At 71.1% G+C, this 12145-nt stretch carries 12 protein-coding genes; 5 read left to right on the forward strand and 7 right to left on the reverse strand.

What is annotated here, in order from left to right:
- Window positions 1-109 precede the first annotated feature (109 nt).
- Window positions 110-2083 (forward strand): acetate--CoA ligase, encoded by a 1974-nt coding sequence (gene acs / locus BUB75_RS09885; protein WP_073254579.1) that lies wholly within the window; start codon window positions 110-112, stop codon window positions 2081-2083.
- 100 nt (window positions 2084-2183) lie between these two features.
- Here the strand turns inward: acs and BUB75_RS09890 are convergent, their stop codons facing one another.
- Window positions 2184-3185, reverse strand: a complete 1002-nt coding sequence (locus BUB75_RS09890; protein WP_073254582.1) for a WD40 repeat domain-containing protein — start codon at window positions 3183-3185, stop codon at window positions 2184-2186.
- A gap of 234 nt (window positions 3186-3419) precedes the next feature.
- On the opposite strand from BUB75_RS09890, the gene BUB75_RS09895 reads away from it, so the two are divergent.
- The gene (locus tag BUB75_RS09895; protein ID WP_073255264.1) at window positions 3420-4340 is read left to right on the forward strand and encodes an alpha/beta fold hydrolase; all 921 of its coding nucleotides are present in this window, start codon (window positions 3420-3422) and stop codon (window positions 4338-4340) included.
- Here the strand turns inward: BUB75_RS09895 and idi are convergent.
- Window positions 4317-4901: an isopentenyl-diphosphate Delta-isomerase gene (gene idi, locus BUB75_RS09900; protein ID WP_218617409.1), complete on the reverse strand. Its 585-nt coding sequence runs from the start codon at window positions 4899-4901 to the stop codon at window positions 4317-4319. The two genes, BUB75_RS09895 and idi, sit on opposite strands and share 24 nt — an antisense overlap.
- Before the next feature lie 263 nt (window positions 4902-5164).
- Here idi and mycP point away from each other — a divergent pair, with 263 nt between their 5' ends.
- Entirely contained in the window at window positions 5165-6490 is a 1326-nt protein-coding gene (mycP, locus tag BUB75_RS09905; protein WP_073254588.1) for a type VII secretion-associated serine protease mycosin, read from the forward strand.
- Window positions 6491-6500: 10 nt separating this feature from the next.
- Here mycP and BUB75_RS09910 read toward each other — a convergent pair whose 3' ends face one another.
- Window positions 6501-7061: a hypothetical protein gene (locus tag BUB75_RS09910; protein WP_073254591.1), complete on the reverse strand. Its 561-nt coding sequence runs from the start codon at window positions 7059-7061 to the stop codon at window positions 6501-6503.
- Between the two features lie 112 nt (window positions 7062-7173).
- Here BUB75_RS09910 and BUB75_RS09915 point away from each other — a divergent pair, with 112 nt between their 5' ends.
- Window positions 7174-7689, forward strand: coding sequence for a hypothetical protein (locus BUB75_RS09915; RefSeq protein ID WP_073254594.1), 516 nt, complete (start codon window positions 7174-7176; stop codon window positions 7687-7689).
- Window positions 7690-7818: 129 nt separating this feature from the next.
- On the opposite strand, the gene BUB75_RS09920 is transcribed toward BUB75_RS09915, so the two are convergent.
- Genes BUB75_RS09920 through BUB75_RS09930 form a run of 3 tightly spaced genes read right to left on the reverse strand, consistent with a single transcriptional unit; the run spans window position 7819 to window position 9391 of the window.
- On the reverse strand, window positions 7819-8520 hold the full coding sequence (locus BUB75_RS09920; protein ID WP_073254597.1) for a histidine phosphatase family protein: 702 nt from the start codon (window positions 8518-8520) through the stop codon (window positions 7819-7821).
- Window positions 8517-9002 (reverse strand): SUKH-3 domain-containing protein, encoded by a 486-nt coding sequence (locus BUB75_RS09925; RefSeq protein WP_073254600.1) that lies wholly within the window; start codon window positions 9000-9002, stop codon window positions 8517-8519. The genes BUB75_RS09920 and BUB75_RS09925 overlap by 4 nt, the downstream gene beginning before the upstream one ends.
- Window positions 8999-9391 carry a YwqJ-related putative deaminase gene (locus BUB75_RS09930; RefSeq protein WP_073254603.1) on the reverse strand — a complete coding sequence of 131 codons (393 nt, stop codon included), beginning with the start codon at window positions 9389-9391 and terminating at the stop codon, window positions 8999-9001. Before BUB75_RS09930 ends, BUB75_RS09925 begins: the two co-directional genes overlap by 4 nt.
- 47 nt (window positions 9392-9438) lie before the next feature.
- Here BUB75_RS09930 and BUB75_RS09935 point away from each other — a divergent pair, with 47 nt between their 5' ends.
- Window positions 9439-11067 (forward strand): right-handed parallel beta-helix repeat-containing protein, encoded by a 1629-nt coding sequence (locus BUB75_RS09935; protein WP_073254605.1) that lies wholly within the window; start codon window positions 9439-9441, stop codon window positions 11065-11067.
- A gap of 423 nt (window positions 11068-11490) precedes the next feature.
- Here BUB75_RS09935 and BUB75_RS46160 read toward each other — a convergent pair whose 3' ends face one another.
- Window positions 11491-11973 carry an SUKH-3 domain-containing protein gene (locus BUB75_RS46160; RefSeq protein WP_073254608.1) on the reverse strand — a complete coding sequence of 161 codons (483 nt, stop codon included), beginning with the start codon at window positions 11971-11973 and terminating at the stop codon, window positions 11491-11493.
- Window positions 11974-12145 lie beyond the last annotated feature (172 nt).

Consider the following 12145-nt stretch of genomic DNA (forward strand, 5'->3'; position numbering starts at 1 on the left):
TGAGTGTGGCCGCCGGCACAACTGGACTCTTTTCGACCTCCGGCCTGCGCAGAGGATGACCGCCTCAGCAGGCACCGGTCGAAAAGAATTCACTGAGGAGGTTCCGCACATGACCGAAGAAGCCTCTTCCGAGGCCACACTCTCGAACCTGCTCCGCGAAGAGCGCACCTTCCCGCCGCCGGCTGCGTTCGCCGAGGCGGCGAACGTCAAGGCGAACGCCTACGAAGAGGCTCGCGACGACCGGATCGAGTTCTGGGAGGACAAGGCTCGCCGCCTGTCCTGGTCCGAACCGTGGCACACCGCGCTGGAGTGGGACGCGCCGTTCGCCAAGTGGTTCGTCGGCGGCAAGCTGAACGTCGCCTACAACTGCGTCGACCGGCACGTCGAGGCGGGCAACGGCGACCGGGTCGCCATCCACTGGGAGGGCGAGCCCGGCGACACCCGCACGATCACCTACTCCGACCTGCAGAAGCTCGTCGCCCAGGCGGCGCACGCGCTGCACGAGCTCGGTGTGCGCCCCGGCGACCGGGTGATGATCTACCTGCCGATGATCCCGGAGGCCGCGGTCGCCATGCTGGCCTGTGCGCGGCTCGGCGCAGCGCACAGCGTGGTGTTCGGCGGCTTCTCCGCCGACAGCCTGCGCAACCGGATCGACGACGCCCAGGCGAAGATCGTCATCACCGCCGACGGCGGCTACCGGCGCGGTAAGCCGTCGGCGCTCAAACCCGCTGCGGACGAGGCGATCGCGGGCACCGGCGTCGAGAAGGTCCTCGTGGTGAAGCGCACGAACGAGGATGTGCCGTGGACCGAGGGCCGGGACGTCTGGTGGCACGACATCGTCGAGCGGCAGCCGACCGAGCACGAGCACGCGACGTTCGACGCCGAGAACCCGCTGTTCATCCTCTACACGTCCGGCACCACCGCGAAGCCGAAGGGCATCCTGCACACCAGCGGTGGCTACCTCACCCAGGCGTCGTGGACCCACCACGCGGTCTTCGACCTGAAGCCCGAGACCGACATCTACTGGTGTGCCGCCGACATCGGCTGGGTCACCGGGCACAGCTACATCGTCTACGGGCCGCTGTCGAACGGCGTCACGCAGGTGATGTACGAGGGCACTCCGGACACACCGCACCAGGGCCGCTTCTGGGAGATCATCCAGAAGTACAAGGTGACGATCCTGTACACGGCGCCCACCACGATCCGCACGTTCATGAAGTGGGGCGCTGACATCCCGGCGAAGTTCGACCTGTCCACGCTGCGGCTACTCGGTTCGGTGGGCGAGCCGATCAACCCCGAGGCGTGGATCTGGTACCGCCACCACATCGGTGGTGACAACTGCCCGATCGTGGACACCTGGTGGCAGACCGAGACCGGCGCGATCATGATCTCGCCGCTGCCCGGCGTCACCGAGACCAAGCCGGGAAGCGCGCAGCGGGCGCTGCCGGGCATCTCGGTGGAGGTGGTCGACGAGGGCGGCAAGCCGGTACCGGACGGCGGCGGCGGGTACCTGGTACTCACCGAGCCGTGGCCGTCGATGCTGCGCGGCATCTGGGGCGACGACGAGCGGTACAAGGAGACGTACTGGTCGCGCTACGCCGACCAGGGGTACTACTTCGCCGGCGACGGGGCGAAGAAGGACGACGACGGTGACCTATGGCTGCTCGGCCGCGTGGACGACGTCATGAACGTCTCCGGGCACCGGATCTCCACGACCGAGGTGGAGTCGGCCCTCGTCAGCCACCCGTCGGTGGCCGAGGCCGCGGTCGTCGGCGCGACCGACCCGACGACCGGTCAGGGCATCGTCGCGTTCGTGATCCTGCGTGGTGACGCGGAGCAGGGCACCGACCCGGCCGCCGAGCTGCGCCAGCACGTCGCCAGGGAGATCGGACCGATCGCGAAGCCGCGGCAGATCCTGGTCGTGCCGGAGCTTCCCAAGACGCGCTCGGGCAAGATCATGCGCCGCCTGCTGCGCGACGTCGCCGAGAACCGTTCGCTTGGCGACGTCACGACGCTCGCGGACCCGACCGTGATGAACCTGATCAGCGCAGGCTTGTCCGGCAACGCCGGCAAGGAGGACTGAAGCTCGTCCGCAAGCGGCCCCGGTTCTCCGCCGGGGCCGCTTCCGTTTACGGCTATGGGGACGTCCGGCAGCGCGCCATCGCAGGCCGCTAGCCGGGCCCCTACGCAGAACCCGCCGACGGGTAGCCGCGCTCTTTACGGAAGGCGCCGCGCATCGCACCTGTCATGCGCTGCCACCGCGGCGGCACACCCAGGTCGACGACGTCGCCATCGAGGTTCGGCCGCACGACCTCCAGCAGGCCGGCTGCGGCGCGGACCTCCCACACCGATCCGTGCAGGCGGGCAAGCGTCTCGATCTCCTGCCCGTCGAGCGCGCGTACGACGAGCCGGAACGGCTCCTCGAACCGCCGCTCGAGCAGCAGGATCGAGTTCATCGAGCGCCACCCGACAAACGCACCGGCGACGACCCCCACGACGCTCACCTGCGCGGCCGGCCGGAATCCCCGCTCGGTGTCGAGCGCGGTGATCACCAGGTCGAACCCACCCCGCTGGTCGCGGGACGGTGTGATCTCGCGGCCGACCGCCAGCATCCGGCCGTCCGGTGACCAACCGTGAGCGCCGAGCGCGGCGTCTTCGGGCAGCGGGACGCGCACCGGCGGGCCGCCCGCGAGCGGAGCGATCCGCACGTACGCCCCCACGTCGACCGCGATCCGGGCACCCTCCGGCGCCACCGCGACCTCGCGCGGCTCTTCGCCGGACAGGTCGTAGGCGTCGCTCCGCCCGGTCTCCAGGTCGAGCAGGTACATCCCCTCGTCGTTGCCGTAGAGCAGGCGTCGACCGCTGGGTAGCCAGGACAGCACCTCGGCACCGCGCACGGTGGCCGGAAACCCCCGACGGCTACCGTCCCGCAGGTCGAGCACCGAGACGGTGGGTACCGGCCGGTCGACGACGAGCGCCAACCGGGTACCGTCCGGGGACAGTTGCCCCGGGTCCTCCAGGCGCTCGGCCCCCACCATCCGTACCCGACGTCCGTCGGTCGCCAACAGCAACGTCTGCTCGCCGTCATCGACGGCGAAAGCGGCCCTCCCCGGCGGGTCGGCGTCCCACGACATCGTCCAGTCCGGGCACCGGGGAACCTCAACTGGCGCGTACACGTCGATCACGGAAACCTTCCTCTCCCCGGGTCGTCAGGGTAGAGGCTGTCAGCGCAGTTAGCGTGAGAAACGTGCACGCCAGCACGGCTGTGAGCACTGAGAAATCCTCCCAGGTCGACCCCTCCCCGGAGAATGTACGCGGATCGGCGCCGCCAGTGACTGAGCGTCACCGCTCGCTACTCAGGAATGAACCTCGGGGTCGAGGACCTCGGCAGCGCCGCTGGGCGCTCTACGCTGGCCGCTATGGCCAACCCGCCGGACGACGTGGTCGTTCTCCATGACGGACCGTGGAGCCACCGCTTCGTCAGCGCCAACGGCAGCAGGTTCCATGTCGTGGAGGCTGGAGCAGGGCCGCTCGTGCTGCTCCTGCACGGCTTCCCCGAGTACTGGTGGACGTGGAGACATCAGATCGAGCCGCTGGCCGAGGCCGGCTACCGGGTCGCTGCGGTCGACCTCCGCGGCTACGGCGCCAGCGACAAACCGCCCCGCGGTTACGACGGGTTCACGCTCGCCAGCGATGTCAGCGGTCTGATCCGGGCCCTCGGCGAGCGGGACGCGATGCTGGTCGGTCACGACTGGGGCGGCGCGCTCGCCTGGGCGACCGCGGCGTTCCATCCGCGTCAGGTCCGCCGCATGGTCATCCTCGGCTCACCACACCCGCTGCGGCTTCGGGCGGCGATCGCCAGCGACCCGCGCGGGCAGCTCGCCGCGAGCCGCACGCTGTTCGCGTTCCAGACCCCCCGTTACGAGCACCGGGTGACCGCGAACGACGCGGCGTACGTCGGCGCGCTGTTCGAGAAGTGGGCCGGAGGGCGCTGGCAGCAGACCGACGACTACGCCGAGTACACCGAGGCCTGCCGGACGGCGATCCGGATCCCGCAGGCCGCGTTCTGCGCGATGGAGTACTACCGGTGGTCGCTGCGGTCGCTGACCCGCCCGACCGGCTGGCGGTACGCGAAGCTGATGCAAGCGCCGATCACCGCGCCGACGCTGCAACTCCACGGCGCCGAGGACGCCTACCTGCTCCCGCGGACCGCGCAGGGCTCCGGCCGGTACGTGACCGCGGGTTACGAGTGGCAGGTACTGGACGACGTCGGGCACTTCCCGCAGTCCGAGCAACCGGAGCGGGTGACCGGCGAGCTACTGCGCTGGGCCAAGGCGTAGCGCGTCCACCGCGGGGTGTTTCTCCAGCTCGGCGAGCTGGAGAAGGGACCAGGGGGACAGGCCGACCTCGGCGTGGCCGGCCAGCGCGTCCGCGGTGAACCGCGTCCAGTCCACCCAGCGGTACTCCTCGACCTCGTCCGGGTTCGGGACCGGTTCCGCGTCGACCCGGACGCCGAACACCGGGCAGATCTCGTTCTCGACGATGCCGTCCAGCTCCGCGCGGTAGCGGAAGTCGGGCAGCAGCGGCACGATCTCGGCGATCTCGACGGCCAGCCCGAGCTCGTGCCGCAGCCGACGCCGCACCGCGGCCACCGGCTCTTCCGCCGGTGCGGGGTGCCCGCAGCAGGAGTTCGTCCAGACGCCGGGCCAGGTTTTCTTGGTGAGCGCGCGCCTGGTGAGCAGGAAGCGCCCGTCGCGGTCGAAGACGTAGCTGGAGAACGCGGCGTGCAGCGGCGTGTCACGGTGGTGGCTGGCCAGCTTCGGAGCGGTTCCGATCGGCCGTCCAGCGTCGTCGAGCAGGACTATCAGCTCGTCGTCGGTCACCTGGACGGGTGAAATCAACGGCCCGACCGGCCGATCGCCGGTATGCGGTTGCTCACAGGCGAGTGCGTCCGAATCAGCCCTGTCTGTGTCGGCGAACACCAAGAAAGCCTCTTCCGTCCCGGACGCTGGCCGCGTGCTTACCTCCAGTCTGCCTGGCGTGCTGGGAGTACGCCTCTCGGGACCGACGAGGCACGGGGTGTTGTTTCGCCGTACCGTGTCAAGCGACAACACGATGGTCAGCGGCGGAGACACCCTCCGCTCGGGCGAACGGCGGAGATCGGGTGCGCGACCGGACGGCAGAGCGGCGATTCGTGCTGCCGCGCACCCGTAGGCGTCTGCTCGCCGGCCTCCTCGCGACGCTGACGTTCGCCGGCACGGTGGTGCCCGGCGCCGCTCCCGCCGCTGCCGACACCGTGCGCGACCAGCAGTGGCAGCTGTCGTTCCTGCAGGCGACGTCGGCCTGGCAGTACTCCACCGGCAGGGGCGTCACGGTCGCGGTCATCGACTCCGGCGTCGACGCCACCCACCCCGACCTGGTCGGCCAGGTGCTCCCCGGAACCGACTTCGTCGACGGTACGACCGACGGCCGCACCGACGTCGTCGGGCACGGCACCGCGGTCGCGGCGTTCATCGCCGGGCGGAACGACGAGGACGGCGTCGTCGGCCTGGCTCCGCGGACGAAGATCCTGCCGATCCGGGTGCTCGACCCGCGCAACGAGTACGACTCGGCGGCGACGATCGCCAAGGCCGTGCGGTGGGCGGTCGACCGCGGCGTCGAGGTGATCAACCTGTCGCTGGGCAGCGCCGACACCGCGAAGGTGCTCAGCGACGCGATCGCCTACGCGTTCTCCAAGGACGTCGTCGTGGTGGCCTGCGACGGCAACCTCTCCAACGACCGCGGCGCGAAGGTCTGGCACCCCGCGCGCGAGCCGGGTGTCGTCGCGGTCTCCGGGGTGCTGCGCACCGGGGGGTTCTGGACCGGTTCGCTGCAGGGTCCGGAGACCGTGCTCGCCGCGCCGTCGACCGAACTCACCGCCGCCGGGCTCGACCACGGGTACTGGCGCGTGCAGGGCACCAGCTTCGGCGCTCCGATGGTGAGCGCGACGGCCGCGCTGATCCGGTCCCGCTACCCCGACCTGACCGCGGCGAACGTCGTCAACCGGCTGATCAGCACCGCCGATGACGAGGGCACTCCCGGCCGCGACAGCCAGTACGGGTTCGGCATCGTCGACCCGGTCGGTGCGCTCAGCGAGCCGGTTCCGGCCGTCAACCGCAACCCGTTGCTGAGCAGCCCCGCCACCAACCAGGGCGGAAGCGCTCCGTCGGCGTCCCCCGCCCCGACCGTGCCGTCGGCGGACCACTCCGCGGTGAAGGCGCCCGGCCCGGCCGTGCCCGCCGCCGAGTCCAGCGAACCAGCGCTGGCCTCGCGGATCAGCGCGCTGCGGTCACGGGCCCTGGTGTTCGGCTGGGCGATCGCCGCGGCGCTGATACTCGGCCTCGCCACCGTCGGGTTCGTGCTGGTGAACCAGCGTCCGCGGACCGGCAGGCGCGGCTGGGACCTTCCGCCGGACGATCGGGGCGGCCCTCCGCCCCCGCCACACTGGTAGTCGCGGCGGATCAGCTCGCCGCGCGGGCGAGCGCGTCGCGGTACGAACTGCGGATCGTCAGCAGGCGCCGACGGCGGAAACGGCCCGGTTCGGTCTGGCGGAGCGTGCGCCCGCGGTCGGACCAGAAACCGGCGCGCGGCACCTCGTCCTTCTCCGACGGGATGAACTTGAGCACCTCGTCCATGGCCGCCACCGCGACGATCAGCGACTCGCGGGCCTCGGCGCTCAGCACCGGGCCGGGCTCGCGGCCCGGGCCGCCGGCAGCGGCCTGCGCGCAGACGTCCGCGACGTAGAGCCATTCCCCCGCGTCCAGCAGCTCGGACGGCTCGTCGCCGCCGAACAGCACCACGTCGCCGGGGCCCGGCAGCAGCGGCCGCTCGGGCAGACGGAAGACGAATTCTCGGGGCGCACCGCACCCCGGGCAGGAACCGCTGTAACGCCGCGCCGGGGCACCCTCGTCGGAGGTGAGCGCGCTGTCCCAGTGGACGTCGCTCTTACCGCACTTCGGGCAGGGGCGCATATCCATGTAGAGATGAGCCTCGTCCCGGGTTCGTGCTACCGGTAATGCCATACCGCGCAGCCTACCCAAATGCGACGGCCGCGCGACCCCGTCGACCTGCGAGAAAGCATGGTTCGGCGCCGTTTCCGGGGGTATTCACTTGCGTTGCGCGCACACTGGAGTGATGAGTAATCGAACAAAGGAGAACACTGATCTGGAAGCGCGATTGGGTGTCGATTTCGGACGGGTGATCAACGGCGGCGCTGACCAACCCGGGAACGAGGACACCGTGTTCCTGCACGGCGGAATCGAGGCCGCGATGTCGACGCCGGGCGCGATCGGTGTCTTCGAGATCCTTCCGCGGATCGTCGAACGATTCGGCGGACGGGCGTGGATAGTTTCCAAGTGCGGGCCGAAAACGCAGGAGCGGACGCTGCGGTGGCTCGAGCACCACGATTTTTACCGGCGAACAGGTGTCCCGGAAGGGAACGTCCGGTTCTGTCGGCAACGGCCGGACAAGGCAGTTCACTGCCGGGAGCTCGGTATCACGCACTTCGTCGACGATCGGATCGACGTGCATCAGGCGTTACGCGGCCTGGTGCCGAACCTGTATCTCTACGGTCCGCAGGCGGCGCCGGCCCCCGACTGGGTGAGCCCGGTCGCCACCTGGGCAGACGCTGACGAGGCGATCTGGCCGTAGGTCGCACCACTGACAGACGGAAACGTGCCGCACGTCGGGGCGGAACCGTTGACCGGGGGACGCGAGGAACGCGTCGGGGCGCGGGGATGCAGGCGCGGGCATGCCTGCGGTGGTTCGCCGGACGGCGTATCAATCGAGGTGACGGATGTCGTTGAAGGCGGTCAGCCGGAGACGCGACCCCTGCCGCTCCCAGCGGGTCACCGAGGCATTTCGAATGCCGCCGGCGGCGGCGATGCCTGCGACGTCGGCCTCGACCAGGCCCTCGATGATGTAGCGGAGCATGACGACGACCGAGTCATGAGCGACGACGAGGACGCGGCGGTCGGCGGCGATGCGCGAGAGGTCGTCGAGGAAGCTGCGGAGGCGGAGCGCCATGTCGGTGTGGGCCTCACCGCCGGGAGGGCGGTAGTAGAGGAAGCCAGTGGCGTCGCGGCGGGCGTACTCCTCGGGGTAGGTGGCCTTCACCGCGGCCTCGGGGAGCAGCGTGAAGATGCCGATCTCGCGGTCGCGGACGCGGTCGTCGAGGAGGAACTCGGGGGCGTGCCCGAGCGCGGCCACGGCTGCTTCGGCGGTCCGCCGCGCACGCAGGTACGGCGAGGAGATCACCAGGTCGGGCGGGGTTTCGAGGGCCTGTGCCCAGCGCCCGACCGCTAGCGCCTCGCGCTCGCCCCGCTCGGACAGCGGTACGTCGGCGTCGCGGGCGGGCAGGCCGGTGACCTCGGCGATCCCGGCCTGATTAGCGGCGATCAGGATCTGATTGGAGAGACTCTGACCGTGCCGGACCGCGACCAGTTCGGCGACGTTCACCGCTGGGGCAGGAAACCCGTTCATCCGACCGTCCCGTCCACTCGTACCCGTGCTGGGCGACGTCCGAGGACGAGCGTGGTCAGCGCCTCGTCGATCGTGACGCCGAGCAGCCATTCCGCGGTGTGGTCGAGGGCGAACACGCGGCCGGTGGTGTCGATCGCGAGCGCCGACGCGCCATCGTCCTCGATGCCCAGCGGGAAGAGTCCGACGCCGAGAACGGCGCCGAGCCCGCGCAGCGTGAGCCAGGTGGGGAGGGCCCGTTCGGGGTCGAGGACGAACGGCGTGCGGGCGACGTCGACGCCCGGTCCGGACTGATCGACGACGAGGCCGCCGAACTCGGAGAGCGCTGCGGTGGCCGCGCGGGAGAACGTGTGCTGGTGGCCGGCGGGTGAGGCCCAGGCGCTCAGCGTGAGTCCCCAGTGCCTGGCCCGCTGATCGTCCTTGCGGCCCGGTGCCCAGCCGGCGGCGCGCAGCACCTTCTCGACGTCGTCGGGGAATCGGCTCATGCGCTCACCGTCGTGACGCCGAACGCGTCGAGGAGCACGGTGCAGGAACGGCACGGCGGCTGGAACTGGCCGTGTGTCGGGTCGCCGTCCTCGCGGATGCGGGAGATGTGGATCTGGCCGCCCTGCAACTGTTGGCGGGCTTCGTCCTCGGTGATCGGCCGTCCGGCGGCTTCCTCGGCCTCGTGCAGTCGGTCGGAGATGAGCGCGACCTCGGCGCACCAACCGGTGTAACGCTCGCGCCGCTCGGCCGGAAGGTCGTCGAGGATTCGCGCCACCACGGGGTGGAGGTTCGGGGCCACGTCACCGCGGATCGAGGTGTGCGAATGCACCATCCCGCCGACGATGAGCGCGCCCGCGGTCATCGGCAGCGGACGTGGGCCAGAGTGCATGCGGTGGACCCTACCGGGCGCCCGGATTCACGCTTTATCGTCGGGTCATGCTCGTGGTCTCGACCAGCCGTCCGGGCGCCTATCCCTCGCTCGGCGAGGCGCTCGCTGCCGCCGGGCCGGGCGCGGTGGTGACGGTAGAGGCTGGTGAGTACACCGAGAACCTTGTGATCGCCGAGGCGGATGTGACCGTCGTGGCTTCTTCGGCGACCTTGTCGTTTCGCGACCGGTATATGCCTTTAATTGTTGTGCGGGGCGGATCGGTCAGCTTGACCGGCCTGACTCTGCAGGCCGGGGATGCGCCGGCGGTGCTCGTCGAGGGCGGGCGGTTACAGCTTTCGGGGTGCAGGCTATCGGCGGGGTTCGGGCCGGGCGTTCGGGCCTCGGGTCGGGCCACGCTGACGGTGTCCGACTGCACGATCTCCGGGGCGCAGCAGGGGTTGGTGTTCGAGGACGCGGGCGGAACCGTCTCCGACACCACGATCGAGGACGTCAGCGACGACGGGGTCGTGGTGCGGCTCGGTGCGGATCCGGTGCTGCGCGACTGCACGATCGTTCGGTGCGGGTACCGGGGCATCTACGTGTACGAGTCGGGGCGGCCGACGTTCGAAAACTGTGACATCTCGGAGACGCGGGAAGCCGGGGTGGCCGTGGCGCAGGGCAGCGCACCGGTGCTGACGCGCTGCTACGTGCATTCGGTCGGTGGCGCGGGCGTGACCGTCGACCGGGGGTGCGGGGGGCATCTCGATTCCTGCAAGGTCGAGGGGTCTGTTTCGCTTGCTGACGGGGCCACGATGGTGGTCACCGAGGCTCCGGCGGCGGCTGCGGTGGGGGTCGGATCGGCTGCCCCCGACACCTCGCAGGTGGACACCCTGCTCGCGGAGCTGGACGCGATGGTCGGGCTGGCCGGCGTGAAGGCCGAGGTCCGTGCGCTGATCGACGAGATCCAGGTGAACGCGTGGCGACGGTCGGCGGGCCTGGCCGTCGGGGCGATGAGCCACCATTTGATCTTCGCCGGGGCTCCCGGCACCGGTAAGACGACCGTGGCGCGGCTCTACGGACAGATCCTGGCGGCGCTCGGCGTGCTGCCCGGCGGGCCGTTCCGCGAGGTGTCCCGGCGCGACCTGGTCGGTCAGTACATCGGACACACCGCGGAGAAGACGTCCGCGGTGTTCGACGCGGCGAAGGGCGGCGTCCTGTTCGTCGATGAGGCGTACACGCTGTCGCGGTCGGGTGCGGCGGGTGGTGACTTCGGTCAGGAAGCGATCGACACGCTGGTCAAGCTGATGGAGGACCACCGCGATGAGATCGCGGTGATCGCCGCCGGTTACACCGGCGAGATGCAGGATTTCCTGGACGCGAACCCCGGTCTGGCGTCCCGGTTCGTGAAGACGATCGAGTTCGGTAACTACGATCCGGACGAATTGACGCTGATCGTGAGTCGGATGGTGGGCTCCGGGGACTACGTGTTGGCGCCGGACGCGTCGCCGGTGTTGCTGGCGCACTTCGAGTCGGTGGAGCGGGGCCAGAACTTCGGTAACGCGCGCGAGGCCCGGAAGCTGTTCGAAGGCATGCGGAAGGCGCAGTCGCAGCGGCTGCGGGGGTTGGGGCGGATGCCGAACATGGAGGAGTTGCGGATGCTGACCGCAGACGATGTGCGGGTAGCGATCGGAAGGTAGGCGCGCGGACGCGGGGCGCGCGGGCGCGGACGCGGGGCGCGCGGGCGCGGACGCGGGGCGCGCGGGGCGCGGGCGCGGGGCGCGCGGGGCGCGGGGCGCGCGGGCGCGGGGCGCGCGGGGCGCGGGCGCGGGGCGCGCGGGGCGCGGGCGCGGGGCGCGCGGGGCGCGGGCGCGGGGCGCGCGGGGCGCGGGCGCGGGGCGCGGGGCGCGCGGGGCGCGGGCGCGGGGCGCGCGGGGCGCGCGGGGCGCGGACGGGGCGCGCGGGCGCGGGCGCGGGGTGCCCGTGGGCGCGGGGCGCACGTGGGCGTGGGCGTGGGCGTGGGCGCGGGGCCGCCGCCTCGACCCGGCGCCAGAAATTTGTCCAGCTACCGACCTATCACCAGCCGGGGATACGTTGGTAGCTGGACAAATTTCTGCGCGCGGTCACCAGGTGCCGTCGTCGCGGACGCGGGCCGGGGACGTGCCGGTGATCAGCGTGATGAGGGCAGCCTCGACGGTGGGTCCGAGGAACCACTCGCCGGCGTGGTCGAAGGCGAAGACACGGCCCTGCTCGTCGATCGTAAGTACGGCGTCGCCGTCGCCTTCGACGCCCAGCGGGAAGAGCCGCACGCCGAGCAGCCGACCGAGGTCGGCCAGCGTGGCCGCAGTCGCCGCCGCCATCGTCGGGTCCAGCGCGAACGGTCGACGGCGCAGCTCGCGACCCGGTTCGTCCTGCCGGACGAAGATGCCACCGAACTCGGCGAGCACCGCCTCGGCGGCGGGAAACGGGACATGCCGGGAGCCGTCGGCGCCGGGCTGCGCACACACGATGCGGATCGCCTCCGCGCTGGCCTCGGGAACCCGACGTCCCTCGGTCCAACCGCTGGCACGCAGAACGGTCTCGACCTCGGTGGGGAATCGGCTCACGCGTCGGACTCCGTTTCGGGACGGGGAGACTTCGCGTCGGGCCCGCTCTCGGGGCGGGGAAGCCCCGCAACGGGCACGCCCTCGGGACGGGCAAGCCCCGCAACGGGCACGCCTTCGAGGCGGGGAAGGCCCGCAACGGGCACGCCCTCGGGACGGGCAAGCCCCGCAACGG

Source organism: Cryptosporangium aurantiacum (assembly GCF_900143005.1).
In the GTDB taxonomy this organism is placed as follows: domain Bacteria; phylum Actinomycetota; class Actinomycetes; order Mycobacteriales; family Cryptosporangiaceae; genus Cryptosporangium; species Cryptosporangium aurantiacum.

Coding starts and splice junctions, on each gene's coding strand:
- BUB75_RS09895 (WP_073255264.1), top strand. CDS start 3,420: ATGGCCAACCCGCCGGACGACGTGGTCGTTCTCCATGACGGACCGTGG.
- BUB75_RS09925 (WP_073254600.1), bottom strand. CDS start 9,002: ATGAGCCGATTCCCCGACGACGTCGAGAAGGTGCTGCGCGCCGCCGGC.
- acs (WP_073254579.1), top strand. CDS start 110: ATGACCGAAGAAGCCTCTTCCGAGGCCACACTCTCGAACCTGCTCCGC.
- BUB75_RS09930 (WP_073254603.1), bottom strand. CDS start 9,391: ATGCACTCTGGCCCACGTCCGCTGCCGATGACCGCGGGCGCGCTCATC.
- BUB75_RS09920 (WP_073254597.1), bottom strand. CDS start 8,520: ATGAACGGGTTTCCTGCCCCAGCGGTGAACGTCGCCGAACTGGTCGCG.
- BUB75_RS09935 (WP_073254605.1), top strand. CDS start 9,439: ATGCTCGTGGTCTCGACCAGCCGTCCGGGCGCCTATCCCTCGCTCGGC.
- BUB75_RS09910 (WP_073254591.1), bottom strand. CDS start 7,061: ATGGCATTACCGGTAGCACGAACCCGGGACGAGGCTCATCTCTACATG.
- BUB75_RS09915 (WP_073254594.1), top strand. CDS start 7,174: ATGAGTAATCGAACAAAGGAGAACACTGATCTGGAAGCGCGATTGGGT.